At 75.6% G+C, this 25,417-nt stretch carries 27 protein-coding genes and 1 tRNA gene; 17 read left to right on the top strand and 11 right to left on the bottom strand.

Features of this window, described 5'->3' with window-relative positions:
* The first annotated feature begins 75 nt into the window (after positions 1–75).
* The 9 genes from ACI783_RS14120 to ACI783_RS14080 all read left to right on the top strand — a co-directional run bounded on the left by ACI783_RS14120 (position 76) and on the right by ACI783_RS14080 (position 8,342).
* Complete coding sequence (locus tag ACI783_RS14120; protein ID WP_457141026.1) at positions 76–882, top strand: sulfotransferase family protein; 807 nt, start codon at positions 76–78, stop codon at positions 880–882.
* 40 nt (positions 883–922) lie between these two features.
* Positions 923–1,291, top strand: a complete 369-nt coding sequence (locus ACI783_RS14115; protein ID WP_457141025.1) for a hypothetical protein — start codon at positions 923–925, stop codon at positions 1,289–1,291.
* Positions 1,292–1,314: 23 nt separating this feature from the next.
* Positions 1,315–1,761, top strand: coding sequence for an SRPBCC family protein (locus ACI783_RS14110; protein ID WP_457141024.1), 447 nt, complete (start codon positions 1,315–1,317; stop codon positions 1,759–1,761).
* A gap of 65 nt (positions 1,762–1,826) precedes the next feature.
* Positions 1,827–2,990, top strand: a complete 1,164-nt coding sequence (locus ACI783_RS14105; protein WP_457141023.1) for an FIST signal transduction protein — start codon at positions 1,827–1,829, stop codon at positions 2,988–2,990.
* Positions 2,987–5,725 (top strand): putative bifunctional diguanylate cyclase/phosphodiesterase, encoded by a 2,739-nt coding sequence (locus tag ACI783_RS14100; RefSeq protein WP_457141022.1) that lies wholly within the window; start codon positions 2,987–2,989, stop codon positions 5,723–5,725. The genes ACI783_RS14105 and ACI783_RS14100 overlap by 4 nt, the downstream gene beginning before the upstream one ends.
* 84 nt (positions 5,726–5,809) lie before the next feature.
* Positions 5,810–6,655: an NAD-dependent protein deacetylase gene (locus ACI783_RS14095; RefSeq protein WP_457141021.1), complete on the top strand. Its 846-nt coding sequence runs from the start codon at positions 5,810–5,812 to the stop codon at positions 6,653–6,655.
* Between the two features lie 39 nt (positions 6,656–6,694).
* Positions 6,695–7,645, top strand: a complete 951-nt coding sequence (locus ACI783_RS14090; protein WP_457141020.1) for an MSMEG_6728 family protein — start codon at positions 6,695–6,697, stop codon at positions 7,643–7,645.
* A gap of 11 nt (positions 7,646–7,656) precedes the next feature.
* The gene (locus ACI783_RS14085; protein ID WP_457141019.1) at positions 7,657–7,956 is read left to right on the top strand and encodes an ArsR/SmtB family transcription factor; all 300 of its coding nucleotides are present in this window, start codon (positions 7,657–7,659) and stop codon (positions 7,954–7,956) included.
* Positions 7,953–8,342: a VOC family protein gene (locus ACI783_RS14080; protein WP_457141018.1), complete on the top strand. Its 390-nt coding sequence runs from the start codon at positions 7,953–7,955 to the stop codon at positions 8,340–8,342. The genes ACI783_RS14085 and ACI783_RS14080 overlap by 4 nt, the downstream gene beginning before the upstream one ends.
* Before the next feature lie 9 nt (positions 8,343–8,351).
* On the opposite strand, the gene ACI783_RS14075 is transcribed toward ACI783_RS14080, so the two are convergent.
* The 3 genes from ACI783_RS14075 to ACI783_RS14065 are packed head-to-tail and all read right to left on the bottom strand — an operon-like array spanning position 8,352 to position 9,981.
* Complete coding sequence (locus tag ACI783_RS14075) at positions 8,352–9,224, bottom strand: phosphotransferase (RefSeq protein WP_457141017.1); 873 nt, start codon at positions 9,222–9,224, stop codon at positions 8,352–8,354.
* On the bottom strand, positions 9,221–9,625 hold the full coding sequence (locus ACI783_RS14070; protein WP_457141016.1) for a PaaI family thioesterase: 405 nt from the start codon (positions 9,623–9,625) through the stop codon (positions 9,221–9,223). Before ACI783_RS14070 ends, ACI783_RS14075 begins: the two co-directional genes overlap by 4 nt.
* Positions 9,622–9,981 (bottom strand): VOC family protein, encoded by a 360-nt coding sequence (locus ACI783_RS14065; protein ID WP_457141015.1) that lies wholly within the window; start codon positions 9,979–9,981, stop codon positions 9,622–9,624. The genes ACI783_RS14070 and ACI783_RS14065 overlap by 4 nt, the downstream gene beginning before the upstream one ends.
* Positions 9,982–10,088: 107 nt before the next feature.
* On the opposite strand from ACI783_RS14065, the gene ACI783_RS14060 reads away from it, so the two are divergent.
* Both ACI783_RS14060 and ACI783_RS14055 read left to right on the top strand, forming a co-directional pair.
* Entirely contained in the window at positions 10,089–10,640 is a 552-nt protein-coding gene (locus ACI783_RS14060) for a YbaK/EbsC family protein (protein WP_457141014.1), read from the top strand.
* Between the two features lie 23 nt (positions 10,641–10,663).
* Positions 10,664–10,837, top strand: coding sequence for a hypothetical protein (locus ACI783_RS14055; RefSeq protein ID WP_457141013.1), 174 nt, complete (start codon positions 10,664–10,666; stop codon positions 10,835–10,837).
* A 63-nt stretch (positions 10,838–10,900) separates the two neighbouring features.
* Here the strand turns inward: ACI783_RS14055 and cpaB are convergent, their stop codons facing one another.
* The 6 genes from cpaB to ACI783_RS14025 form a co-directional block, all read right to left on the bottom strand.
* Positions 10,901–11,533, bottom strand: a complete 633-nt coding sequence (gene cpaB, locus ACI783_RS14050; protein ID WP_457141012.1) for a Flp pilus assembly protein CpaB — start codon at positions 11,531–11,533, stop codon at positions 10,901–10,903.
* A 105-nt stretch (positions 11,534–11,638) separates the two neighbouring features.
* Positions 11,639–11,986 carry an FmdB family zinc ribbon protein gene (locus ACI783_RS14045; protein ID WP_457141011.1) on the bottom strand — a complete coding sequence of 116 codons (348 nt, stop codon included), beginning with the start codon at positions 11,984–11,986 and terminating at the stop codon, positions 11,639–11,641.
* Between the two features lie 138 nt (positions 11,987–12,124).
* Positions 12,125–12,838 carry an AAA family ATPase gene (locus ACI783_RS14040; protein WP_457141010.1) on the bottom strand — a complete coding sequence of 238 codons (714 nt, stop codon included), beginning with the start codon at positions 12,836–12,838 and terminating at the stop codon, positions 12,125–12,127.
* Between the two features lie 153 nt (positions 12,839–12,991).
* The gene (locus tag ACI783_RS14035) at positions 12,992–14,506 is read right to left on the bottom strand and encodes a carboxyl transferase domain-containing protein (protein ID WP_457141009.1); all 1,515 of its coding nucleotides are present in this window, start codon (positions 14,504–14,506) and stop codon (positions 12,992–12,994) included.
* Entirely contained in the window at positions 14,503–15,684 is a 1,182-nt protein-coding gene (locus ACI783_RS14030) for a CaiB/BaiF CoA transferase family protein (protein WP_457141008.1), read from the bottom strand. The genes ACI783_RS14035 and ACI783_RS14030 overlap by 4 nt, the downstream gene beginning before the upstream one ends.
* Positions 15,685–15,779: 95 nt before the next feature.
* The gene (locus ACI783_RS14025) at positions 15,780–17,117 is read right to left on the bottom strand and encodes an SLC13 family permease (RefSeq protein ID WP_457141007.1); all 1,338 of its coding nucleotides are present in this window, start codon (positions 17,115–17,117) and stop codon (positions 15,780–15,782) included.
* A gap of 200 nt (positions 17,118–17,317) precedes the next feature.
* Between ACI783_RS14025 and ACI783_RS14020 the strand changes: the two genes are divergently transcribed.
* The 5 genes from ACI783_RS14020 (at position 17,318) to ACI783_RS14000 (ending at position 21,669) form a co-directional block, all read left to right on the top strand.
* Positions 17,318–18,259, top strand: a complete 942-nt coding sequence (locus ACI783_RS14020) for a UTP--glucose-1-phosphate uridylyltransferase (protein WP_457141006.1) — start codon at positions 17,318–17,320, stop codon at positions 18,257–18,259.
* Positions 18,260–18,335: 76 nt separating this feature from the next.
* Positions 18,336–19,859, top strand: coding sequence for a molybdotransferase-like divisome protein Glp (gene glp, locus ACI783_RS14015; protein ID WP_457141005.1), 1,524 nt, complete (start codon positions 18,336–18,338; stop codon positions 19,857–19,859).
* Positions 19,813–20,493, top strand: coding sequence for a GNAT family N-acetyltransferase (locus ACI783_RS14010; RefSeq protein ID WP_457141035.1), 681 nt, complete (start codon positions 19,813–19,815; stop codon positions 20,491–20,493). The genes glp and ACI783_RS14010 overlap by 47 nt, the downstream gene beginning before the upstream one ends.
* Positions 20,494–20,802: 309 nt before the next feature.
* Positions 20,803–21,522 carry a divisome protein SepX/GlpR gene (sepX, locus tag ACI783_RS14005; protein ID WP_457141004.1) on the top strand — a complete coding sequence of 240 codons (720 nt, stop codon included), beginning with the start codon at positions 20,803–20,805 and terminating at the stop codon, positions 21,520–21,522.
* A 70-nt stretch (positions 21,523–21,592) separates the two neighbouring features.
* A tRNA-Ala gene (locus tag ACI783_RS14000) sits at positions 21,593–21,669 on the top strand.
* A gap of 270 nt (positions 21,670–21,939) precedes the next feature.
* Here ACI783_RS14000 and ACI783_RS13995 read toward each other — a convergent pair.
* Positions 21,940–23,466, bottom strand: a complete 1,527-nt coding sequence (locus ACI783_RS13995) for a dolichyl-phosphate-mannose--protein mannosyltransferase (protein WP_457141003.1) — start codon at positions 23,464–23,466, stop codon at positions 21,940–21,942.
* Between the two features lie 96 nt (positions 23,467–23,562).
* Between ACI783_RS13995 and rsmI the strand changes: the two genes are divergently transcribed.
* Complete coding sequence (rsmI, locus tag ACI783_RS13990) at positions 23,563–24,402, top strand: 16S rRNA (cytidine(1402)-2'-O)-methyltransferase (protein WP_457141002.1); 840 nt, start codon at positions 23,563–23,565, stop codon at positions 24,400–24,402.
* A 76-nt stretch (positions 24,403–24,478) separates the two neighbouring features.
* On the opposite strand, the gene ACI783_RS13985 is transcribed toward rsmI, so the two are convergent.
* A complete protein-coding gene (locus tag ACI783_RS13985; protein WP_457141001.1) occupies positions 24,479–25,351 on the bottom strand; it encodes an endonuclease domain-containing protein in 873 nt (290 codons plus the stop codon).
* Positions 25,352–25,417 lie beyond the last annotated feature (66 nt).

Raw genomic sequence — 25,417 nt, 5'->3', positions numbered from 1 at the left:
TCGACCGCTGTCCGACGCTGATGGCGAACGCCTTCGCCTGGCGGCTCGGTCGGCCGCCCGGGAGCATGACCCTCCGTGCCACTGGAGCCCCTGCCGCGGTTGTTCGTCGTCGGCTGCCCGCGCTCGGGGACGACGCTGCTGCAGTCCTTCCTCGCCGCCCACCCGGACGTGCAGGCGTTCCCGGAGACGCACTTCTTCTACCGGCTGCCGACCGACCTCGACGCACTGATCGCACCAGACCTGGCGCGGGACCTGCCGGAGATCGCCGGCTTCCTCGGCCGGCCGGCGATGCGCTGGCCGGAGCCCGCGGCCGGGCGGTCGGTGGCCGAGGCGTTCCTGGCCACGGCGGAGGAGGTCACCCGCGCACACGGCCGGCGCACCTGGGTGGAGAAGACCCCGGCCAACCTCTACGCGATCGACCGGATCGAGCAGCTGGTGCCCGGCGCGCGCTTCCTGCACATCCTGCGCGACGGGGCCGACGTCGTGGCCAGCCTGCACTCGGTCTCCACGGGGTGGGGGAGCACCTACACCGTCGACCAGGCGGTGGACCTGTGGGCCGAGTGCGTCGCGATCACCGCCGAGCACCGCGGCCGGCCCGGGCACACGGTGCTGTCCTACGCGCGGCTGGCCCAGCACCCCGACCAGGTGCTCCGCGCGGCCTGCGCCGACGTCGGGCTGCCCTACGACCCGGCGATGGTCGCCGGGCGGGCCGGTGCGGCCCAGGGGCTGATCAAGGACTTCGAGACCTGGAAGGGCGACAACACCGGTCCGCTGGTGCACCGCCCCCGGGAGAAGTTCGCCCGGGTCTTCGACGCCGAGACGCGGCGCCACGTGGAGAAGCGGGTCGGGGAGGTCGTCGTCCCCGAGCTCACCGGCGACTGAGCGGGGGGCGTGGGCCGCTGGGGCTGACTACCGTGCAGGCATGGGTGCGGTGATCGCGGTCGTCGTGATCCTCGCCCTGCTCGCCGTGATCGCGGCCTGGGGTTCGGTGGCGTTGCGGAGCTCGGCCGGCCCACCGGCGCTGTCCGAGCGGGACCGGGCGCTGCGGGCGCAGGCGATCGCCACGGCCCGCTGGACCACCGCCCACGACGAGGTCGACGGGGTCACCCGGGTGCTGCTCCGCCGCGCGTGCACCGGCCCGGACGGGCGGCCCGAGGTGCTGGAGGAGCGGGTCTTCGAGAGCTTCCCGGCGCGCGACCCGCTGTGGGAGGCGCGCTTCACCGAGGCGATGGCCGGCGCGCGGTTCCGCTGCCAGTACCTCAACACCGAGGAGGGACTCGGCGGGACCTGACCCGGCAGGGGAGGATGGCCGGCATGGGTCAGGTCGTCGCCACCACCGAACGGATCGTCCGCGCGCCCGCCGAGCAGGTGCGCGCCGCGCTCGCGGACTACGCCGTCACCCGCCCGCGGATCCTCCCCGAGCAGTACAGCGAGTACCGGGTCGACGCCGGCGGCAACGGCGCCGGCACCCGTGCGCACTGGCGGCTGCAGGCCACGTCCAAGCGGGTGCGGGTGCAGGACGTCACCGTCAGCGAGGCGCCCGACGGCTCACTGGTGGAGACCGACGCCAACTCGAGCATGATCACCACCTGGAGCGTCCGGCCCGCCGACGAGGGCGTGAGCACGGTCCGGGTGAGCAGCACCTGGACCGGCGCCGGTGGCATCGGTGGCTTCTTCGAGCGCGCCTTCGCGCCGAAGGGGCTCGGCCGCATCCACACCGCGGTGCTCGACCGGCTGGAGCAGGCCGTCACCAACGGCTGAGCCCGCCTCCCTCCTGGGGATGAGGTGCCGTCAGGGAGCCGCCGCGACCTGTCGACAACACTCCGGTGAGCGTTCTCCAGCACGGCACCGGGCTCAGCTCGGACCCGAGCGCGGCCGTGGCCGGCCGCAGCGCCGCCGCCGCGGCGGTCGCCGGCCTGCCGTCGGGCAGCCCCGCGCTCGTGCTGGTGTACGCCTCGGTCCGCTACGACCTCGCCGAACTGCTCTCCGGGATCCGCTCGGTGACCGGGGACACGCCGCTCGTCGGCGCCACCAGCTGCGGCCACTTCGCGGGCGCGCAGGTCGCGGGCCCGGGCACCGGCGTCGCCGTCCTGGTCCTCGCCGGCGGCGACTACCGCTTCGGCGTCGGCTGGGCCGAGGGCATGAGCACCAGGCCCACCGAGGTCGGCGCCGAGGTGGTGCGCGCCGCGCGCGCCGGCACCGGCGACCACGACCTGCCGCACGCGGCGCTGTTGCTGCTCACCGACGGGCTGGTCGGCGGCCAGCAGTCCGTCGTCGCCGGGGCGCACCGGGCGGCCGGGGCCAGCGTGCCGATCGTCGGCGGGGTCGCCGGGGACGACTGGCAACTGACCAGCACCAGCGTGCTGATCGACGACACCGCCCGCACCGACGTCGCCGTCGGTGTGTGGATCGCCTCCCCGCGCCCGCTGCGCGTGGCCACCGCGCACGGCTGGATACCGGTCGGGCCGCCGCAGCTGGTCACCCACGCCGAGCGGGCCGTCATCCACGAGATCGGTGGTCGCCCGGGCGCCACCGTCTACGCCGAGGCGATCGACCTCGACGAGGCGCGGCAGCGGGGACGGTCCGAGGCGGTCGTGCAGAGCTCCTACGCCCTCGGCGTGCTCGAGCCCGACGGGTCGCACCTGGTGCGGGCGGTCTTCCTCGCCGACTCCGGTGACCTCAGCTGCTTGGAGCCGGTGCCCACCTTCGCCGCCGTCCAGGTGATGAGCGCCGAGCAGCCCACCCTGCTCTCGGTCGTGGACGACGTCGTCGCCGGCGCGCTGGGCACCGGGGGAGAGCAGGTGCTGCTCACCTTCGACTGCGCGGCACGGCAGACGATCCTCGGGGACGCCATCGGCGAGGAGATCTCCCGGCTGCAGCGCGCGGCGGGCGAGGCCACCGCGTTCGGTCTCTACACCTACGGCGAGTTCTCCCGTTCCCGCGGCGCCGGTGGCGTGCACAACGCCACCCTGACCGCGCTGGCGTTGTGACCGCCGACCCCGCTGCGCTGCCCCGGCTGCGGTGGCGCGGCAGCTCGGGAGCGGCGGAGCCGGAGACCGGCGAGCTGTGGGCGATGGTCGCCCAGGCGCAGTCCGCCGCCCAGGACGCCTACCGGCACTCCGCAGGCCTGGTCCGCATGCTCGACGTCATCGGGCAGGGCGGGCCCCCCGAGCAGCTGGCCGCCCGTGCGGTCGAGGCCCTGTCGGAGGTGTTCTCCGCCGACCTCGTGCTCTGGGGCCGCATCGGGTCCGACGGGATGGACGTCGCCGCCGCCTGCGGCTTCGGCGACCAGCACGCCGTCGCCCTGCCGGAGCTGCCCGGCGCTGCCGACCTGTTCACCGCCCGCACCCCGGCGGCCTGGTCCGTGCCGGCCGGCACCCGCCCGCCGGTCGTGGCCGGGGTGGCCGTGCAGCAGGTGGTGCACGTCCCGGTCGCGACCGGCGACCGGCCCGGCCCGGCCCTGCTCCTGCTCTTCTCCACCCCGTCGGGCCTCGGCCCGGGCGACCTGCTCATGCTGCGCGCGGTCGCCCAGCGGCTGTGCTCCTCCCTGGAGGACGCCGACCGTCGGCGCACCGTGGAGCGGCTGGCCACCACCGGCTCGCGGCTGACCCGTCAGCTCCATCGCCAGCCGCTGCTGGAGGAGGCGGCCCGGATCCTGGCGACCATCAGCGGCGCCCCCTGGACCAGCGCGGTCACCGTCGAGGACGGCATGGCGGCGATGACCGCCACGGCCGAGTGGGTCGAGGACGACACCGCGCAGTGGCCCCGCCCGGTGCAGGAGCTGCGGGCCTGGCCCGCGGCCTGCCGCGGCGAGCCGCACGTCATCCACGACATGGCCACCGGCCCCGGCGCCCTGCCCGGGCACCTGCGCGGTCAGGGCCGGGCGCTGCTGTGCATCCCGGTGGTCGTCGACGCCGAGCCGGTGGCCCTGCTGTACGCGGTCGACCCCCGACCCGGGGCGTTCACCTCCGCCGCGGTCGACGCCGCCTGCCTGCTGGCCGGCTACGTCGCCGCCGCGCTGGTCAACGCCCGGCTGTACTCCGCGCTGGCCGAGAGCGAGTCCCGGCTGCGGGTGCTCACCGACGCGATCAGCGACCTGGTGGCCGTCGTCGAGCGGGCCGGCACGGTGCGCTGGGCGTCCCCGTCCTACGCCCGCGGGCTGGGTGCCGGTCCGTCGCAGCTGGTCGGCACCAACTGGCTGGACCGGGTGCACCCCGACGACCGCGCCGTCGTCCGGGAGGCGCTGGCCGCCTGCCCGGAGGTGAGCAGCGTCGAGCACCGGCTGCGCCAGGGCACCGATGCCTGGGCCTGGGTGGAGACCCGGCTGGCGGTCGCCCCCGGCGACGCCGGCAGCACCGTGCTCTCCTCCCGGTTCGTCGGCGAGCGCCGCCGGCTCGAGGACGAGCTGCGGCTGCAGGCCACCTCCGACCCGCTCACCGGGCTGGCCAACCGGGCGCTGGTGCGCCAGGTCCTGGCCGACCGGCTGACCGGCCCGCGGACGGGGCCGGTGGGGGTGCTCTTCTGCGACCTGGACGAGTTCAAGGCGGTCAACGACCGGCTCGGCCACGAGGCCGGCGACGACCTGCTGTGCCAGGTCGCCGACCGGCTGCGCGGGTGCCTCCGCCCCGGTGACCTGCTGGCCCGCCTCGGCGGTGACGAGTTCGTCGTGGTGCTGGACGACGCCGCCGACCGGACCGCGCTGGCCACCGTCGGCGACCGCATGCTGGGCGCGCTGCGCCGCCCGTTCTCCCTCGATGACGAGCTGGTCCGGATCGGCGCCAGCATCGGCGGTGCGCTCGGCGACCGGGCCGGCGCGGCGGCCGTCAGCGACCTGCTGCGCGACGCGGACGCCGCGATGTACGAGGCCAAGCGCGCCGGGCGTGGGCGGGTGCAGGTGTTCGACGCCGCCGCTGCCGAGCGGTCGGTGCAGCGGCTCTCGCTGCGCCAGGAGGTGCAGGGCGCGCTGGCCCGCGGCGAGCTGCGGGTGGTCTTCCAGCCGATGGTCGCCCTGGCCAACGGGCGGCTCGAGGGGGTCGAGGCGCTGCTGCGCTGGCGGCACCCCGGCTTCGGCGACGTCCCCCCGGACGTCTTCGTGCCCCTGGCCGAGGAGACCGGGGCGATCGGCCCGATCGGCGACTGGGTGGTGGAGCAGACCTGCCGCGAGCTGGCCCGCTGGCGCGCCCTGCCCGACGCCGACCACGTGCGGGCGTCGGTGAACCTCTCGGCGGTCCAGCTGGAGGACCCGTCGTTCGTCGACCGGGTGCTGGCCACCGTGCAGCGGCACGGCGTGCCCGCCGGCTCGCTGCGGCTGGAGGTGACCGAGAGCCTGGAGAAGACCGCCGGGCAGCTCGCCCAGCTGCACCGGCTGCGCGCCGCGGGGGTGGGCCTGGTCCTCGACGACTTCGGCGTCTCCTACTCCAACCTGGTCCACCTGCGCGACCTGCCGGTCGACACCCTGAAGATCGACCGGTCCTTCGTCGCCGGGCTCGGCTCCGACGGGGACGACGCCGGGCTGAGCACCGGGATCGTCCGTGCGGTGCTGGCGCTGTCGGAGGCCGCGGGCATGGCGGTGATCGCCGAGGGCGTGGAGACCGAGCAGCAGCGCGACGCACTGCTGCGGCTCGGCTGCCGCACCGCGCAGGGCTGGCTGTTCGCCCCGGCGGTCGACGCCGCCGCCGTCACCGCGCTGCTGGTCGACGGCGGCGTGCTGGCCACCACGGGCTGAACGGCACGGGCTGAACGGCACGGGCTGAACGGCACGGGCTGAACGGCACGGGCGCGCCGGGGCTCCGGCGGGGACGATGGTGCGGTGACCGCAGCACCTCCCGTCGTCGACGGCCTCGACGAGCTCACCGGCCTGCTCACCGACGGCGGTGCGCTGGTGCTCTCCGGCGCCGGGCTGTCCACCGACTCCGGCATCCCCGACTACCGCGGCGTCACCGGCTCGCTGCGGCGGCACACGCCGATGACCTGGCAGACGTTCACCGGTGACCCGCGGGGGCGGCACCGCTACTGGGCGCGCAGCTACATAGGCTGGCGGCAGATCGCCGGGGCGCGGCCGAACGCGGGGCACGTCGCCGTCGCCGGTCTGCAGGCCGCCGGTGCGCTGGGCCCGGTGATCACCCAGAACGTCGACGGGCTGCACCAGGCCGGCGGCGCCCGGGACGTCGTGGAGCTGCACGGCGGGCTGGACCGCACCGTCTGCCTGGCCTGCCGGGACGTCGCCGACCGGGCGGCGCTCGATGCCCGGTTGCGGGCGGTGAACCCCGGGTTCCGGCCCGAGGTGACCGACGAGGTGAACCCCGACGGCGACGTCGAGCTGCCGGAGGAGGCGCTGGACGGGTTCGTGATGGTCGACTGCCTGGCCTGCGGCGGCGGTCCGCTCAAGCCCGACGTCGTCTTCTTCGGCGAGACCGTGCCGCGCGACCGGGTGGACGCCTGCTTCGCGCTGGTCGAGCAGGCCGGCTCGCTGCTGGTGCTCGGCTCGTCGTTGACCGTGATGAGCGGCTACCGGTTCGTCATCGCCGCGGCCAAGCGCGGCATCCCGGTGGGGATCGTCAACTCCGGCCCGACCCGCGGCGACGCCAAGGCCACCGTCCGGGTCGATGCGCCCCTCGGCGTCGTCCTGCCCGAGCTGGCCCGCCGGCTGCGCTGACCCGGCGGGCTGGGCGCCGCTGACCCAGGATGGGCGGTGATGCAGACCTTCCTGCCGGTCGCCGACTTCACCGAGTCCGCCCGGCTCCTGGACAACCCCCGGCTCGGCAAGCAGCGGGTGGAGTGCCTGCAGGTGCTGCGCGCGCTGGAGCTGCCCGACTACGGCTGGGCCAACCACCCGGTGGTCACCATGTGGCGGGGGCACACGGCGGGGCTGGTCGTCTACGCGCTGGCGATGGTGCGGGTCTGGCGCGAGCGCGGTTTCGCCGACAGCACCGAGACGCTGATCAGCGAGTTCGCCCCGGACGCGGCGCGGATGAGCCAGGACGAGGCGGCCGCGGCCGGGCTGCTGCCCAGCTGGGTGGGCGACGAGGAGCTGCACCTGTCGCACCGGTCGAACCTGCTGGCCAAGGACCCGGGGTTCTACCGCGCGCGCTTCCCCGCCGACCCCGATGATCTGCCCTACAAGTGGCCCGGCGCGGACGACGTGCCCTCGACCCCGGCACCCGAGGGCGTGCCGGTGTGGGTGGTGCGGCCACGGGCGCACAACGAGCTGGGCGCCGCGCTGGCCACCGGGGTGGTGGGGCTGGGCACCCAGTCCGGCGTCGACGTCGACGCGACCGGGATGTCACCGGCCGAGCTGCGCGCGCTGTCCAAGGAGCTCTCCGGCCGGCGCCCGGCCAAGGACCTGCGGCAGCTGTCGGCCTTCCTCGACGAGGTGCGCCCCGGTGACCTGGTCGGGCTGCCCGTCGAGCACGGGGCCGGGCTGCTGCTGGGCGAGGTGGTCGGCGACTACGCCTTCGCCGGCCGCGAGCTGCTGCCGCACCGGCGGGCGGCCCGGTTCGACCGGGTGGTGCCGCGGGCGGCGGCCCGCCCGCCCGCGACCCTGCAGGACCCTCGGGCGCTGTTCCGGGTGGTGCTCGACCCCGACGCCGTCCCGGGGGAGCTGCGGCGTGAGCACCCGTTGACAGGCAAGTCGCTGCTTGCCTAACGTCTCGTCCCGTGGGTGACGTGTCCGGTGACGTCTTCAAGGCGCTCGCCGATCCCACGCGCAGGGCGATCCTCGACGAGCTCACGGACCGGGACGGGCAGACGCTGTTCGAGCTCTGTGCCCGGCTCGCCACCAAGCACGGTCTGGGGTCGAGCAGGCAGGCGGTCTCGCAGCACGTCGGCGTCCTGACGTCGGCCGGTCTCGTCCGGACCAGGCGCGAGGGCCGCTACACGTTCCACCACCTGGACCCGGCGCCGCTGCGCGAGCTCACGCGCCGGTGGACGGATCCCCACCCGGAGGAGGACCCATGAGGATCAACGTCATGAGCGTGCTGGTCGACGACCAGGCGAAGGCGCTGCGCTTCTACACCGAGGTGCTCGGCTTCGTGCCGAAGCGGGAGATCCCGCTCGGGGAGCACTCCTGGCTGACCGTGGTCTCGCCCGAGGACCCCGACGGCGTCGAGCTCTTCCTCGAACCCGACGAGCACCCGGCCGCCCGGCCGTTCAAGGAGGCGCTCGTCGCGGACGGCATCCCGTTCACCTCCTTCGCGGTCGCCGACGTGGCGGCCGAGTACGAACGGCTGGCCGCGCTGGGCGTGCGGTTCACCCAGCCGCCCACCGACATGGGCGTGGTGACGACGGCGGTGCTCGACGACACCTGCGGCAACCTCATCCAGATCGCCGCGACGAAGGACTGACCCCGGGCGTCACCGCAGCCCGGCGCCGACCTCCGTGACCGCGGCGGCCAGTCGCTGCCGCGCCTCGGGCAGGTCGGCCGGTTCGCGCGCCGCGTGCACGAACCGCCAGGCGGCGGAGTACAGCTGCCGTAGCTGCAGGAAAGGCGCGAGCTCGGCGTCGCCCACCGGGTCGGGCATCGCGTCCAGCGCCGCCCGGCCGTCGAGCCGGCCGGTGGCGCGCAGGCTGGCCAGGTCCCAGGCGCGCGGGCCGCGTGAGGTGTCCTCCAGATCGGTCCAGCGCAGCCCCTCGCCGGTGACGAGCACGTTCCCGGGGTGGGTGTCGCCGTGCAGGGTCATCTCCTCGCCGATCAGCCGCGGCCCCAGCGCGGCCAGCAGGTCGCCGGCCGTGTGCAGCGCCGTCGGATCGGCACCCAGGTCGGCGCCGGAGGCCAGGAAGACATCCAGGTCCGCCAGTGGCCGGTCCAGCGGCGAGCCGTCCCACAACGGCGGCAGGGCGGCGAGCACCTCGTGCAGCTCGGCCAGTGATCTGCCGGCCTGCTCGGGGGTGGGTCGTTCTGGCGACACATCGACATGTCGCCAGAACGACACGGTGAGCCCGTCGTGCTCGTGCGGACCAGGCGGCAGCAGGTCCGATGGTGGCACCACCGCTGCGCCCGCCGCGGCCAGCGCCGTCGCGAGCGCCACCTCCCGGGCGAAGGGCTCGCGGATCCGCGGGCGCAGCAGCGGGGTGTACACCGCCACCCGGGCCACCAGCGGCGCCGGCGGCAGGTGCACCACCGCGTTGACGCCCCAGGACAGCAGGGCGGGTTCCTCGACCCGGACCCCGTGTTGCCGGGCCGCGGCGACCGCAGCGGCGACGGCCTGGTCCGCCGAAGCGGTCACGCCGTCGGCAGCGGCACGTTCTGCAGCCGCACCTGCCCGCGGGCGACGACCTTGCCGTCGTCGGCGCGGGTGATCGTGACCAGCCACAGCTGCAGCGTCTTCCCCTGCTGCACCGGCTCGGCGAGCACTTCGACCCGGCCGGCCGTCATCGGGCGCAGGAAGTCGGTGCTGTTGTTGACGCCGACGGCGAACTGGCCGCGCTCGGTGACCGCCAGGCTGGCACCGACGCTGGCAGCGCCCTCCACGATCGTGCAGTAGACGCCGCCGTGCACCACGCCCCACGGGGTGTGGTGCTGCGGCCCCAGCTCCACCGAGCCGGTGACGCGGGCGCCGCTGACCTCGGCGAGCTCCAGCCCGCTGGCGGCGACGAAGGCGCTCGTGTTCGTCAGGTCCGGCGTCACGGGGCGTCCCAGACCAGGCAGAACGGGTGGCCCACCGGGTCGGCGTAGACGCGGAAGTCCCCGCCACCGCCGGGCAGCCGTCGCGCGCCCAGCTCGAGCACCTGCGGCTCCGCCACGTCGATGTCGGCGACCCGGATGTCGAGGTGGAACTGCTGGGGGCGGGCCGGGTCCGGCCAGTCCGGCGGCACCAGGTCGGGGGCCTGCTGGAAGGAGATGCGGTACCCGGCGCCGGTGATGGTCACCCAGTCGTCGCCGGGGGAGCCGTGCACCTCCATGCCGAGCAGCCCGGCGTAGAAGGTCGCCAGGGCGTGGGCGTCGGGCGCGTCGATGACCACCGAGTGCAGCTGACCGATCATGACCGCATCCTCTCCCGGCCGCTCCGGACGGCGACAGCGGTGGTCCGGCCACCGACCGCAGCACCCCGGCCGTTCAGCGGGCCGGGGCGTGCCGCACGATCGGGGGCATGGCCGACGTCGCACCGTCCCTGGGCACGCTGAGCTGGCTGCCCGCCGCCGAGCACCCCGAGCTGCTGGCCGCACCGGTGGCGGCCGCCCTCCCGGCGCTGGTCGGCCCGGCGTGGGTGGCGTCCATCGACGACGGCGCTGCCGACACCGCCGACTTCACCGACGCCTACTCGGTGCCGCTGGCCGCCTCGGCCAACTGCGTGGTGGTCGCCGCCCGGCGTGGGGGCGAGACGACGCTGGCCGCCTGCCTGGTGCTGGCCACCACCCGCGCCGACGTCAACGGACTGGTCCGCCGGCACCTGGGGGCCCGCAAGGCGTCCTTCGCCCCCCAGGACGTCGCCGTCGCCGAGAGCGGCATGGCCTACGGGGGCATCACGCCGGTGGGGCTGCCGGCCGGCTGGCCCGTGCTGGTCGACGCCGCCGTGGCCGCCAGCGACCTGGTGGTGATCGGCTCGGGCACCCGGGGGAGCAAGCTCGCCGTGCCCGGGCCGGTGCTCGCCGCGCTGCCGGGCGCGGAGGTGCTGGAGGGCCTGGGCCGGCCGGTGGGCTGACCCGGCCGACCTACGCTCGGGGCGTGACCGGACCCGACGAGCAGCCCGCTCAGCCCCCACGGCCCGCCGTGCACCCGTCGCGGCCCGACCGCGCGCCGGACGACAGCGACGTCGGCTGGGGCGAACGGTTGACCGACCCCGACGACGGGGACCGCCGCTACCTGGAGGACCGGCCGCCGCACTGGGGCAGCGACTGAGCGAGGAGCTCGTCCAGAGGCCGTTCCAGCACCCCGCCTCGTGAGTTCGGCACCGGCTCGCGGTCACGGCCGGCCGAGGGTGACGGTGAGCGTCCCGGTGGCCGCGGCGACGGCCAGCCGCCCGGCGGTGTCGGGATCGACGGCGAGCACCAGCAGCCCCGAGTCGGGCGGGGGCGGGCTGTCTCCGGACGGCGCCGGGGTGGTGACGACGAGCGCGTCAGTGGCGACCACCTCGACCGCCGGCTCGGCCCCCGCACCGGCGGTGACGAGCACGTCGACCCGGTCGCCCGGGCGCAGCAGGGTGGCCACCGCGAGGTCGGCCAGCCGGACCGGGGCGGCGACCTGACCGTCGGGGACGGCCGACCACAGGCCGGGCCCGACCAGGCGGACGTCGGTGACCGGCTCCCCGGCGCGCACCGGGGACGCCAGCACCTGCCCGGCGAGCGCGCCCGGCTCGGCGGCCGCCCCCGCAGGCGCTGCGGTGCCCGGCAGCCGGGCGACGGCCAGCACGTCGGCGGTCAGCGCCGCGCCGGTCGGCAGGTCGGTGGCGGCCACCACGACCGGCACGGTGACCGGCTCCGCCGGGAGCGCCGGTGCCGGCTGGAGCGCCAGCACCAGGGCCAGCCCGGCGAGCGCGGCGGCGGCCGCCTGACGGAGCAGGTGGACGGGTGAGCGCGGGCGGTGGAGGCGGATCACCCACCCAGCGTCGCCCCGGCGCGAGCGGCTGTCGCCGTCGCGCCGGGACCTGGGGACGGAGCGGCCGGCTGTGGACGACGGTCGGCGTGAGCCGCCGGCGTCAGCTCAGCTGGCGGCCTTGCTGGCCGAGCCGGAGGTGCTGCTGCTCGACCCCGAGGAGCTGGTGGTGGAGCTGGAGCTGTTCGTCGAGCTGGAACCGGAGTCGCCGCTCTTCGCGGTCGAGGTGCTGCTGCCGCCGTCCTTGCTGCCGCTGCCGCCGTCCTTGCTGCCGCTGCGGCTGTCGGTGCGGTAGAAGCCCGACCCCTTGAAGACGACGCCGACCGAGCCGTAGACCTTGCGCACCGGCGCCTCGCACTCCGGGCAGGTCGTGACCGCCGGGTCGCTGAAGGACTGCACGCGCTCGAACTCGTGCTTGACCTCGGGGTTGGTGCAGACGTACTGGTAGGTGGGCACGGTGCTGGGAGCTCCTCGTCTCGTGGCCGGGCTGGCACTCGACCCCGGCGACTGCCAATGATGCGCTGCGCGGGGCCGCGCCGTCCACGCCGGACACCCGCGCCGGGGGAGTGGGCCGCGTCACACGATGCCGGCGGGTCAGCGCAGGTGCCGCAGGAACGACTCCGGGGCGGCCAGGAACTGACGCCAGCTGGCGGTGAGCTCCAGCTCCGACCACACCGCCGGCCGCAGCCCCCACTCGCCGACCTCCAGCAGCGCCGCGCCGGGCAGTGCGGCCACCACGGGTGAATGGGTGGCGACGACCACCTGTGCGCCCCGGTCGACCAGCGCTAGCAGGTGCGACACCAGCGTCAGGCTGCCGCCGAAGGACAGCGCAGCGTCCGGCTCGTCGAGCAGGTAGGTGCCCTCGCCACCGGCCCGGCTGGTAAGCACCTCGAGGAACGCCTCGCCGTGGGAGAGCTCGTGGAAGGCCGGGCCGCCGCCGACGGACTCCAGGTAGGTGTAGAGGCCGTGCAACGTCTCGTCGCGCAGGAAGTAGCCCCAGCGGGAGGCGCCCGGGCTGCGTTCGACCAGCAGCCCCAGCGACTCCGGTTCGCTGGGCCGGGTGCGGTGCCGGGCGTTCGCCGAGCCACCCTCCGGGTTGAGCCCGAGCGTCACCGCCAGCAGCTCCATCACCGTCGACTTCCCCGACCCGTTCTCCCCGACCAGCACCAGCGCACCGGCGGGCAGCTCCAGCCCTTCGTCGACGAGCTGGGCGACCGCCGGCACGGTCAGCGGCCAGCGGGCCCGCTGCTCGGCGGTGGGCGGCGCGGTGCGGTCGGGCTTGATGCGGCGGATCGGTCGCTGGTCCACGCCGGACATCCTGGCCGGGCGGTACGACGAACCGGACGTCGTCCTCCCGCACCAATGGCTGTCCTCCCGCACCGATGCTGGTGCGGGGGGACAGCCGGTGATCAGGTCACCTGATCACCGCTGGGCGAGGCACGGGGCAGCGGGGGGCCTGCGTCAGCGGCCGAGGTGGCGGTACCGGCGGGTGCGGCTGCGCATCCGCTCGACGTCGTCGCGGCCCAGCAGCCCGGCCAGCTCCTCGGCGAGCACCCGGCCGAGCCGGCGGCAGAACTCCACCGGCTCGTCGGCGGCGTCGGGGCGCTCGGGCACCACCCGGTCGACGATCCCGGCCCGCCACAGGTCGGTGGCCCGCACGCCCTGCGAGGCGGCCAGCTCGTCGGCCCGGTCGACGGTGCGGTGCACGATCGCCGAGGCGCCCTCCGGCGGCAGCGGGCCCAGCCAGCCGTTGGCCGTCGCCAGCACCCGGTCGGCCGGTACCAGCGCCAGCGCGCCGCCCCCGGTGCCCTGGCCCAGCAGCACGGTGAGCGTGGGTGCGGAGAGCATCACCAGGTCCTGGAGGCAGCGGGCGATCTCCCCGGCCAGCCCGCCCTCCTCGGCCGCGGCCGACAGCGCCGCACCCGGGGTGTCGATCAGGGTGACCAGCGGCAGGCGCAGCTCGGCGGCCAAGCGCATGCCCCGCCGGGCCTCCCGCAGCGCCGCCGGCCCCAGCGGCGCGGTCAGCGACTGCCCGCGCCGGTCCTGCCCGAGCACCACGCACGGCGCGCCGCCGAAGCGGGCCAGCGCCAGCAGCAGCCCGGGGTCCTTCTCCCCGGCGCCGGTGCCCGACAGCGTCACGACGTCGGTCGCCGCGGTGCGCAGCAGCTGCCGGACGCCGGGCCGGTCGGTGCGCCGGGACGCGGTGACCACCTGCCACGCCGTCCGGCCGTCCTCGGGGTCGTCGGCGTCGGTGCCGTCGCCGTCGACCGGGCCCTCGACCGGGGCGCCGCGGTGCCAGGTCTCCCGGGCGGAGAGCACCCGCAGCGCGCGGTCGGCCACCTCGGCGACCTCCGCGTGCGGCACCACGCCGTCGATCACCCCGTGCTCGGCGAGGTTCTCCGACGTCTGCACGCCCTCGGGGAAGGCCTCGCCGTACAGCGCGGAGAACACCCGCGGGCCGAGGAAGCCGATCGCCGCCCCCGGCTCGGCGATGGTGACGTGCCCGAGCGAGCCCCAGGAGGCGAGGACCCCACCGAAGGTGGGGTCGCGCAGGTACACCAGGTAGGGCAGGCCGGCCTCCTTGTGCCGGGCGATCGCCTGGGTGATGCCGATCATCTGCAGGAAGGCGACGGTGCCCTCCTGCATGCGGGTGCCCCCGGAGACCGGGGCGGCCAGCAGCGGCAGGCCCTCGGCGGTGGCCCGCTCGACGGCGGTCATCAGCCGCTCCGCGGTGGCGACGCCGATGGAGCCGGCGAGGAAGCCGAACTCCCCGGCGACGACGGCGACCCGCCGTCCGCGCAGCAGCCCCTCGCCGGTGACCACCGCCTCGTCCTGCCCGGTGCGCTCGACGGCGCGGGCCAGGTCGCGGGCGTAGTCGTCGTCGACCTCCCGCGGCGGTACCGGGGTGTCCCAGCTCCGCCACGACCCGGCGTCCAGCACCAGGTCGCGCAGCGCGCGGGCGTCCAGGCGGGTCACGAGTCGCCGGCCAGCCAGGCGCGGATCGCCTCGCCGTCGGCGCCGAGCACCGGGGGAGCGGTGTGCTCGCGGCGGGTGGTCTCGATCTCCCCGTCCGGTCCGGGAGCGAAGAACCGGAGCGGCGGGCCGGGCAGCGTCAGCGCACCCGCCGTCGCGTGCTCGACGGTGATCTTCAGCCCCTGGGACTCGACCTGGTCCCAGGCGTAGACCTCGTCCAGGGTGCGCACCTTCCCCGCCGGCACCCCGGCGGCGTCCAGCCGGGCCAGCAGCTCGGCGGCGGGGATGTCGGCGAAGGCGTCCTCCAGCAGCTCGATCACCTGGTCGCGGTGCTCGACCCGCTCGCCGTTGGTGGCCATCCCCGGCGCCGCGGGGTCCAGCCCGAACTCGCTGCACAGCCGCCGCCACAGGCCCTCGCTGCCGCAGGACAGCTGCACGCTGCCGCCGGCGCAGCGGAACAGGCCGTAGGGGGCGATCGAGGGGTGGTGGTTGCCCTGCGCGCGCGGCACCCGGCCGGCCACCGTGTGCGCCGTGCCCTGGAAGGCGTGCACGCCGACGACCGAGGCCAGCAGCGAGGTGCGCACCACCTGGCCGCGCCCGGTGCGCTCGCGCTCGTAGAGCGCGGCGACGACGCCGTAGCCGCCGTACATGCCGGCGAGCAGGTCGCCGATCGGCACGCCGACCTTCTGCGGGTCGTCCGGGCCCGGGCCGGTCAGCGACATCAGCCCGGCCTCGCCCTGGGCGATCTGGTCGTAGCCGGCCCGCTGGCCCTCGGGCCCGTCGTGCCCGAACCCGCTGATCGACAGCTGCACCAGCCGCGGGTTCAGCTCGGCCAGCACGTCGGTGCCGAAGCCGAGGCGGGCCAGCGTGCCCGGGCGGAAGTTCTCCAGCAGCACGTCGGCGCGGCGCAGCAGCTCGGTGAGCACCGCCTTGTCGCCGTCGTCCTTCAGGTCGAGGGTGATCGACTCCTTGTTCCGGTTCGCGGAGAAGAAGTAGGTGGACTCGCGGCCGTCGGGGGTCTCGACGAACGGCGGGCCCCACCCGCGGCTGTCGTCCCCGGACCCGGGGTTCTCCACCTTGATCACCCGGGCGCCCAGGTCGCCGAGCATCATCCCGGCGTGCGGCCCGGCCAGCGCCCGGGTCAGGTCGACGACGAGCACGCCGTCCAGGGGGCCAGTCACAGCTCGCAGGTCCTCTCGTCGGTGGGTGGTCCGGTCAGCGTCCCACCGGGACGGGACCGCGTCAGGCCGCCTGCCATCCGCCGGCAGGCCGGTGGTCACAGCCAGCCCGGGACGACGAACACCAGCCAGGCCAGCAGCGGCCCGGCGGCGACGACGAGCCCGGAGTAGCCGAGCATCTGCTTGTAGAACCGGTCTCGGTCGACGTGCTGCGCGTTGGCCAGCACGAGCGCGCCGTTGGTGGAGAACGGGCTGACGTCGACGATCGTCGAGGCCACGGACACGGCGACCACGACGCCCACCGCCCCGATGTCCCCGGCGAGCAGGAACGGCACGGCGAGGGAGATCGCGACGCCGATGATCGCCGTCGACGAGGCGAACGCCGAGACCACGCCGCCGATGTAGGCCAGCAGCAGAGCGATCAGCAGGGGTGCGCCGAGGCCGATGACCGCGTCGCCGACGAAGTCGATGGTGCCCGCCTCCTCGAGCACGAAGACGAACGTCAGCACCCCGGCGATGAGCAGGACGGTCGACCAGCTGATCTGCGCGACGGCGCCCTTGTGCTTCTGCGCGGAGAACAGCGCCAGCACCACGGCGACGGTGATCGAGACGAAGCCGATGTCGAGGTCGAAGACCAGGGCCAGGACGGCGAGCGTCGCCAGGCCGACCAGCGTCAGGACCTGCTCGAACCCGACCGGCTCGGGGCGGTCCGGGTGCACGTGCTCGTCGTCGTCGCCGCCGACGCCGGGTCCGGGGGCGGCCCCGTGCCCGCGGACGACGGTGCCGTGCGCGTGCTCGGTGTGCGGCACCGGCCCGGCGGCGACCTTGCGGCCGAGGAGCGTGCGCCCACCGAGCACGAAGAACAGCACCAGGGCGATCGCGATGTTGAACAGCAGCGCGCCGAGGAACACCACGAGCGGGCTGCCCTCGAGGTCGGACCGGTCGACGATGTCGTTGACGGTGACGCCGTAGACGCTGATGGGCGAGAAGCCGCCGCCCTGCGCCCCGTGGACGACCATCATCCCCATCAGCAGCGGGCTGATGTCGTGCCGCGCGGCGAAGCTCAGCGCGATCGGCGCGATGATCGCCACGGCCGCCGGGGAGAGCGCACCGATGGCGGTGAGCACCGCGGTGACGGCGAACATGACCCAGGGGATGGCTGCCACGTGGCCGCCGACGAGCCGCACCGCGCCCCGGACCAGCAGGTCGACCGTGCCGTTGTTCTGTGCGATGGCGAACAGGTAGGTGACGCCGATCAGCGTCAGCACCAGCTCGCCGGGGAACCCGGCGATGATGTCGTCGGTGGTCATGCCCACCGCGAGGGTGCCGACCCCGAAGGCGGCCACGAACGCCAGCGCGCCCATGTTGATCGGCAGGACCGTGGCGATCGCGAAGATCACCACCAGGGCGATGATCGAGATGATCTCGGGCGACACGGGACCTCCAGGGCGGTGCTCTTACGGGCCGGGCGCCCGGAGACGGAGGTCACCTTCTCTCACGGTCCGCGCGCGTGCACGCCCGGGGGCCCGGTGGCGCGTGCTCCGACATGTGCCCGGTGGCATGTGCGCAGCGTCGCCTCCCGCCTCACCACCTCGGGTGAGTCGACGACCCGCGCGGGCTGGCTAGGGTGGCCCGCATGCCGAGCCAGCCTGCCGAGCGCCCGACCACGACGAAGGCCGTCATCCCGGTCGCCGGGATGGGAACGCGGTTCCTGCCCGCGACCAAGTCGGTGCCCAAGGAACTGCTCCCGGTCGTCGACCGCCCGGCCGTGCAGTACATCGTCGAGGAGGCGGCCCGCGCCGGCCTGGGCCAGGTGCTCATGGTGACCGGTCGCAACAAGGGCGCGATCGAGGACCACTTCGACCGGACCCCGGAGCTGGAGACGGCGCTGGAGGCCAAGGGCGACCAGAGCCGGCTGGACGCCGTCGCCGAGTCCACCGACGTCGCCCAGGTGTTCTTCGTCCGCCAGGGCGAGGCGAAGGGGCTCGGGCACGCCGTCCTGCAGGCCGACGGCTTCGTCGGGGACGAGCCGTTCGCCGTGCTGCTGGGCGACGACATCATCGACGCCCGCGACCACCTGCTGGAGCAGATGCTCGCCGTCCAGGCCGAGCACGGCGGCGCGGTGATCGCGCTGCTGGACGTGGGTGCGGAGAACATCTCCAAGTACGGCGCGGTCGCCGTCGAGGACGCGCACGTCTCCGGCGACGCCGCCGGTGACCCGGTGTTCCGGGTGACCGGCATGGTGGAGAAGCCCCCGGCCGACGAGGCGCCCAGCTCGCTGGCGATCATCGGCCGCTACGTCCTGCCGCCGGAGGTCTTCCCGGCCATCCGCGACACCCCGCCCGGCCGGGGCGGGGAGATCCAGCTGACCGACGCGCTGCTGAAGCTGGTCGACGACGGCGTGCCGGTGCACGGCGTGGTCTTCTCCGGCCGCCGCTACGACACCGGTGACAAGCTCGACTACCTCAAGGCCGTGGTCCGGCTGGCCTCCGAGCGCGACGACCTCGGCCCCGCGTTCGGCCCCTGGCTGCGTGAGTTCGTCGCCGACATGCCCGCCGAGGGCGCGTCGCCGGCCTGACCGGAGCCGTCAGGGGGCACCATCGGAGGTCAGGCCCGTCGAACGGCGGCCCGGCCGGGCACCCCGGCCGGCGGAGATGACCGACGACGGTCGGACGACGGTGGTGGGGATGAGCGAGGACGACACCCGAGGCTGGCTGGCCACTGGGACCCGGGACGCGAGCGGCCCGGATCCGGCGGCGGTGGGCGTGCCCACCCCGCGGGACACCCAGCTGATCGACCCCGGCAGCGGCCCGCGGGCGCTGGGCCGGGACACCGTGCAGGTCGACCGGTCGGTGTTCGCCTCCGACCGGGTGCCCTCCCCGGCGATCGCCACCGGTGACCGCACCCCCGACCCGCAGGCCGACACCGGTTCCGTCGACGTCTCCGGTGTGCGGCTGCGCACCGTCGAGCACCACCTGGACGTGATCCTCGGCGCGGTGCCGCAGCCCGACCCGATCGAGCTGGCCGTGCTCGACGCGCAGGGCCTGCTCTGCGCCGAGCTGGTCACCAGCGAGCTGGCGCTCCCGGCCTTCGACCAGGCCGGACTCGACGGGTACGCGGTGCGGTCGGTCGACATCGCCGCGGCCACCGTCGAGGAGCCGGTCGACCTCGCCGTCGTCGGCGACACCGAGGCCGGGTCGACCGGGGCGCCGGCGATCTCCGCCGGGCTGGCCGTGCGGGTCGCGGTGGGCGCGATGCTGCCCGCCGGGGCCGACGTCGTCGTCCCGGCCGCCTGGACCGACCAGGGTGTCGCCCGGGTCCGGGTGTTCGCCGCGCTGGCGCCGGGCAGCTACGTGCGCCGGGTCGGCGACGACGTCTCCCCGGGCGACGTCGCGGTGCAGGTCGGCACCCCGATCGGCCCGGCGCAGATCAGCCTGCTGGCCGCGGTCGGGAGGGAACGGGTGGCGGTCCGGCCGCGCCCGCGGATCTCGGTGCTCGCCGCCGGCGACGAGCTCGTCGACGTCGGCACCCCGCCGGCGCCCGGCCGGGTGGTCGACGTCAACAGCTACGCCCTGGCCGCCGCGGCCCGCGACGCCGGGGCCGAGGCGTACCGGGCCGGCATCCTGCCGCCCGACCGGCGCCGGATGGTGGAGCTCATCGAGGGGCAGACGCTGCGCAGCGACGTCGTGCTGATCGCCGGCACCTTCGCCAACGCCGGCCCCGACCTGCTGCAGGAGGCGCTGGCCGAGCTCGGCGGGCTCACCTTCACCCAGGTCGCGATGCACCCCGGCCCGGTGCACGCCTTCGGCAAGCTCGGGCCCAACGACGTCCCGGTCATCTGCGTGCCGGGGGAGCCGGTCGCCGCGCTGGTGGCCTTCGAGGTGTTCGTGCGCCCCGCGATCCGGCTGATGCTCGGCAAGCGGCAGCTGTTCCGCCGCACCGTGCAGGCCGTCTCCGCGCAGCAGCTGCTGTCGCCGTTGGGCTACCGCCAGTACCTGCACGGCCAGGTGATGCGCCACCCCGACGGCGGCTACGTGGTCGAGCCGATCGGCGACGGCGACCAGGCGATGCTCGCCCGGATGGCCAAGGCCAACTGCCTGATCGTCGTGGACGAGGACGTCACCGAGGTCGCTGCCGGCGGCCTGGTCACCGTCATGCCCATGCTGCTGGGCGGCTGAGCTGGAACCGGTTCCGCACCCGGGCTGGCCGGCGCGGCTGGCCTGGGGCGCGGTCGAGCTGCACCCCCTGCGGCGCGCCGACGCCGTCGGCTGGTCCCGGCTGCGGCTGGACAACGAGCAGTGGCTGGCGCCGTGGGAGCCGTCGTCGGAGGTGCCCTGGTCGCAGCGGCACACCCCGTCGGCGTACCGCCGGATGCGGCGGGTCGCCGGGCGGCGGGCCCGGACGGGCAGCTCGCTGCCGTTCGCGATCCGCTGGCAGGGCCGGCTGGTCGGGCAGGTCACCGTGGACAACATCGTGCGCGGGGCGCTGCGGTCGGGGCACCTGGGCTATTGGGTCGACCGGTCGGTGGCCGGGCAGGGGGTCACCTCGCTGGCCGTGGCGCTGGTCTGCGACCACGCGTTCGGCCCGGTGGGGCTGCACCGGCTGCAGGCCGACATCCGCCCGGAGAACCGGCCCAGCCGGCGGCTGGTGGAGCGGCTCGGCTTCCGGCAGGAGGGGCTGCTGCGCGGCTACCTGGACATCGACGGGGCCTGGCGGGACCACCTGGCCTACGCGCTGCTCGCCGAGGACGCGCCCGCCGGCGTGTTCGAGCGCTGGCGCTCCCGCGTCCCGGACGCACCACCCGGGGCGTAGGGGGCTCTGCACCCGGTCCTCTGCCGGAGACCGGGTGCGGAGCCTCCTGTGCCTGGGGGTCCGGCGGCCCGAGCGCGCAGTCCGGGGGCGACGAGGAGGATCGCGCGACGGCTCAGCGGTACCGCTCCGGGACCCGCCCGGGACGCCGACACGCCGGTGCGGGCAGGCATCGCGCCGACACACCGGTGAACGTCCCGTCCATCGGCAGACCGCGCCCTTACCTTGACTCCGCGAGTGACTGATGTGACTCGTGTGGCCCCAGGGATCGGGGTCGTGTCGTGGTGCCAGGGATGGATCGGGGTGTTCGTGATGGGATCAGGCGTGCTGCTGGCCGCTCTCGTCGTGTTGTGGTTCGTGGTCCTGGTGCCGATGGTGGTCACCCGGGGCGACGGCTCCAGCAGGACGGCGGCTCCCGACTCGGGTCGCACGCTCCAGCGTCGGCGTGCGGTGGACCCGGTGGTCCACGCCGAGACCGAGCGGGTGTCGATCGACCGCGCCCTGCTGCGCAGCAGCGGTGAGCTGCAGGTCGACGTGCACGCGCTGCGCCGGCGCACGCTGGCGGGCCTGCTCGCGCTCGCGCTGCTGGCCCTCGTCGGGGCGCTGGCCTGGCGCAGCTGGATGTGGGCACCGCAGGTGCTGCTCGACGTCGCCGTCGTCGGCTACCTGATGGTCACCCGCGCCGCCGCCCAGCGGGAGCGCCGCGCGGCGGCCCGCCGCGCCGCCCGCGCCGCCCAGCGCCCGGTCCGCCGGCCGGCGCCGCGCGCCGAGGGCCACCCGAGCGCCCGCCCCGCCGCGGGCTGGGACGACGCCCGCCCGGCCGCGGCCGTGGTGCCGCCCCAGGCACCGGCCGCACAGCACCCCAGCCTGCCGCTGGCACCGGTGCACCCGCTGCGCCCGGGGCGCGTCGTCGCCGCCCGCACCCCGGCGCCCGCCGGCTGGCAGCACAGCGCGGTCGTGGGCCTCGACGACGACGACATCGGCTTCGCCGACGTCGACGTCTACCAGCCGCGCCGGGTCGCCAACGGCTGAGGCGGACCCGCCGGCGCTGCCCCCCTGGCAGCGCCGGCGGGAGCGGGAGGTAACCTCGTTCCCGCACCACGGGGCTGTGGCGCAGACCGGTAGCGCACCTCGTTCGCATCGAGGGGGTCAGGGGTTCAAATCCCCTCAGCTCCACCAGACAGGCCGGGTCCCGCCAGGGGCCCGGCCTTCGTCGTCTCCGGGGTCACGCCGACCTTCGACGTGCTGCCCCGCGGGCAGCCCGGTCGCCGATCCGTGGTCACCCACCGCGCCGTGGGGCCGGACGAGCCCGACCACCCCAGCGACCTCGCCGTCCGGGGTGAGGCGCACGGGACCAGGCGCACGGGGCTCTCGGTGTCCCTGCTGGGCAGCTGTCGGGACGAGCTGACCGTCCCGGGGTCCAGCCCACCGGCACCGTGGGCGTGGCGCTCAGAACCAGGAGGGGAACCACATCCGCTGCAGCCACTCCGCGTGCGACAGCGGCGACCCGGTGAGCACCGGGTGGAAGAAGACGAACGTCATCGCCACCACCGCCAGGTAGAGGCACACCGCGCCCAGGCCCACCTGCCGGCGGAACGTGCCCGCGCCCGGTCGGCCCAGCACGTCCTGCAGCACCAGCGTCACCGCCAGCACGAAGAACGGCACCGCCGGTGCCATGTAGAAGATGAACATCGTGCGCTCGGTGTTGATGAACCAGGTCAGCCAGCCGGCGGCGATCCCGGTCGCGGCGACGGCCGCGGCCCGGTCGCGACGGGCCACGATCCGCCAGAACAGCCACAGCGTCGCCGGCAGGAAGAGCCACCACAGCGTGGGCGTGCCGAGCATCAGGATGTAGCGGACCACCTGCCCGCCGTCGGCGTCGGTGAGCCCCTGCGGGTTCCACAGCAGGATCGGCCGGCCGTCGACGATCCACGACCACGGCCCGGACTCCCACGGGTGCGGGCTGGACAGCCCGCTGTGGAACCTCAGCCACTCGGCGTGCATGTGCCACAGCGCACGCAGCGCCCCGGGCACGAACGGCCAGTCGGTGTCCGGGTTCTGCTCCGCCCAGTGCCGGCCCTGCGCGTTCTCGCCGCGGAACCAACCGATGAAGGTGGCCAGGTAGGTGAGCACCGGGACGACCGCCAGCGCCCACGTGGCCCCGGGCAGCCCCCGGCGCAGCGCGGCGAGCGTCGGCCGGGCCGCCCCGGCCTCGCGCCAGGTGGCCCGGTCCCACCACAGCGACAGGATGGCGAAGGCGGCCAGGAACCACACGCCGCTCCACTTCACCCCGCAGGCGCAGCCGAACAGCACCCCCGCGGCGATCCGCCAGCCGCGCGGCCCCAGCCGGAACCCGGTCGCGGTCACCCGGTCGGCGCCGGCGCGGACGCGCTGGGCCACCCGGTCCCGGTCGACGACCAGGCAGGCGACCGCGGACACCACGAAGACCTGCAGGAAGACGTCGAGCAGGCCGATCCGGCCCAGGGTGAAGGAGAACCCGTCCAGCGCAAGCAGCAGGCCGGCGACCAGCCCCAGCAGCGTCGACCCGGTCAGCCGCCGGGCCAGCCGGGTCAGCACGACGACGGCGATCGTCCCGGCGACCGCGCTGGGGAACCGCCAGCCCAGGGAGTCGTAGCCGAACAGCTGCTCGCCCACCGCGATCAGCCACTTGCCCAGCGGCGGGTGGACGATGAACGTGTACCCGCGGTTGTACTCGTAGCCGAGCTCCAGCAGCTCGGCGGCCTCCGGCGGGTAGTACGCCTCGTCGAAGACCAGCTCCCGCGGGTAGCTGATGCCCCACAACCGGGACGCCAGGGTGGCCAGGCCCAGCAGCGCGGTGAGCACCGCGGCGAGCCGCCGGTCGTCGGGGAGCCGGGGCACCGGCTGACGACGCGGCCGTGGCGGGCGCCGGAGCCGGCGCGGCCGAGCGGGGTCCTCCGGTGCCGACTCGATCCGCTCGGGGGCCAGCACCGCCATGCCGGTCAGGGTAGACAGCGGACCTGCCCGCGCCCGGGAGCTCGCGCCGGGCCCTGCGGGCGGGCCGGCTGCTGGCGGCGTGACAGGCTCGGCACCGTGACTGGACGACTCGTGCTCGGCGGTGCCCCGCTGGGTCAGCCCGGCGACGTCGGCCCGCGGCTGCGGCAGGCGATGGCCGAGGCCGACGTCCTGGCGGTCGAGGACACCCGGCGGCTGCACCGGCTGGCCAAGGACCTCGAGGTGACCCTCAGCGGGAAGGTGGTCACCTTCCACGAGAGCGTGGAGCGGGCCCGGCTGCCCGGGCTGGTCGCCGCGCTGACCGAGGGCCGCACCGTCCTGCTGATCACCGACGCCGGCATGCCCTCGGTCTCCGACCCCGGCTACACGCTGGTGCGCGCCGCCATCGAGGCCGGCATCGAGGTCACCTCCGTGCCCGGGCCCTCCGCCGTCGTCACCGCCCTCGCCGTCTCCGGCCTGCCGTGCGACCGCTTCACCTTCGAGGGGTTCCTGCCCCGCAAGGGCGGGGAGCGGCGCTCGACGCTGGCCGCGCTGGCCGCAGAGCCGCGGACGATGGTCTTCTACGAGTCCCCGCACCGGCTGGCCGACGCGCTCACCGACGCCGCCGCGGCGTTCGGCGCCGACCGGCCCGCCGCGGTCTGCCGGGAGCTGACCAAGACCCACGAGGAGGTCCGTCGCGGCGGGCTGGGGGAGCTGGCCACGTGGGCCGCCGAGGGCGTGCGCGGGGAGATCACCCTGGTGGTGGCCGGCGCGGTCGCCGGGCCGGTCTCGCTGGAGCCCGCGGAGCTGGCGGCCGAGGTCGCCGCCGAGGAGGCCGCCGGGGCCGACCGCAAGCAGGCGATCCGCACCGTCGTGGCGCGCACCGGCCTGCCCCGCCGGGTGGTCTACGACGCCGTCGTCGCCGCCAAGTCCCCCTGACCCCTTCGGCGCCGGCGTTTGCGCGTTGGAGCACGCATCAGCCGGTGCCCATGCGTGCTCCAGCGCGTAATCGGGTTCACGCGGCCAGGGCCGCGGCGATCCGCGCGACCAGCCGGGCGGGGTCCCGGAGGTCCGCGGCGGTCACGAACACGACCCGCCAGCCGGCCTCGCGCAGGCGGTTGAGTCGCTCCCGGTCACGGGCGAACTGACCCGGTTCGGCGTGCCAGAGCCCGTCGTACTCCAGGGCCAGACGCTGTGCCGGCCAGGCGAAGTCCACCCGCGCCACGAACCGGCCGCCGTGACGCACCTCGAACTGCGCGACGGGGGCCGGCAGCCCGCTCCAGCCGATCAGCAGCCGCACCCGCGTCTCCTGGGGTGAGCCGGCCCGGCCGTCGGCGAGCGCAGCGACGGTCCTGGCCCGGGCCGACCCAGGACCGCGAGCGACGGTCGCGCGCGCTCGCACGGCCGCGAGGTCCACGACGCCCCGGGCGACGAGCTGGTCGACCGCGCAGACGGCAGGCTCCAGCGGCAGCTCCGCGGCCAGGCGCACTGCCGTGGCGGCCGGCGTCGTCGTCCGCAGCCCCTTCCTCCGGACGACGTCCGCAGGTCGCAGTCGGGCCCGGCGGGCGCGCAGCCCCGCGACCCGGACCATGGAGGTGCCCGGCCGCATCGTCACCTCGACGTCGTCGTCCGGCCCGGCCGCGTCCAGTCCCCACAGCACGGCCGCGCTCGCCCCGGTGACGACGGCGGAGGGGAGCAACAGCGCCGCCCCGCGGGCCCGGAGGTCGTGCGTGACCGGCTGGTCGCGGTGCACGTAGACGTCGTGGAAGAGCCGCCGCCAGCTGGCCCCGCTCAGCTGGCGGCGGGTCAGCAGCCCCGCACGGACGGCGGTCGAGCCGCGGAAGGCGCCGCTGCGCAGCTCCTCGGGCACCAGCGGGACGGGCGGCACCGGGGCACCCTGCCCGATCGGCGCCCCGTCCTGCCCCCGTCGTCCACAGCCCCGGCCGTTTGCGCC

The organism is Modestobacter sp. SYSU DS0511, from assembly GCF_054050755.1.
Note: the sequence above shows the minus strand (reverse complement) of the source record. Positions and strands in the feature narration are given on the sequence as shown.

Excerpts from the sequence above, each read along its gene's own strand:
- sepX (WP_457141004.1), top strand. The coding sequence starts at position 20,803 with ATGGGATCAGGCGTGCTGCTGGCCGCTCTCGTCGTGTTGTGGTTCGTG.
- ACI783_RS13995 (WP_457141003.1), bottom strand. The coding sequence starts at position 23,466 with ATGGCGGTGCTGGCCCCCGAGCGGATCGAGTCGGCACCGGAGGACCCC.
- ACI783_RS14060 (WP_457141014.1), top strand. The coding sequence starts at position 10,089 with ATGGCCGACGTCGCACCGTCCCTGGGCACGCTGAGCTGGCTGCCCGCC.
- ACI783_RS14090 (WP_457141020.1), top strand. The coding sequence starts at position 6,695 with ATGCAGACCTTCCTGCCGGTCGCCGACTTCACCGAGTCCGCCCGGCTC.
- ACI783_RS14115 (WP_457141025.1), top strand. The coding sequence starts at position 923 with ATGGGTGCGGTGATCGCGGTCGTCGTGATCCTCGCCCTGCTCGCCGTG.
- glp (WP_457141005.1), top strand. The coding sequence starts at position 18,336 with ATGACCGACGACGGTCGGACGACGGTGGTGGGGATGAGCGAGGACGAC.
- ACI783_RS14065 (WP_457141015.1), bottom strand. The coding sequence starts at position 9,981 with ATGATCGGTCAGCTGCACTCGGTGGTCATCGACGCGCCCGACGCCCAC.
- ACI783_RS14080 (WP_457141018.1), top strand. The coding sequence starts at position 7,953 with ATGAGGATCAACGTCATGAGCGTGCTGGTCGACGACCAGGCGAAGGCG.
- ACI783_RS14020 (WP_457141006.1), top strand. The coding sequence starts at position 17,318 with ATGCCGAGCCAGCCTGCCGAGCGCCCGACCACGACGAAGGCCGTCATC.
- ACI783_RS14110 (WP_457141024.1), top strand. The coding sequence starts at position 1,315 with ATGGGTCAGGTCGTCGCCACCACCGAACGGATCGTCCGCGCGCCCGCC.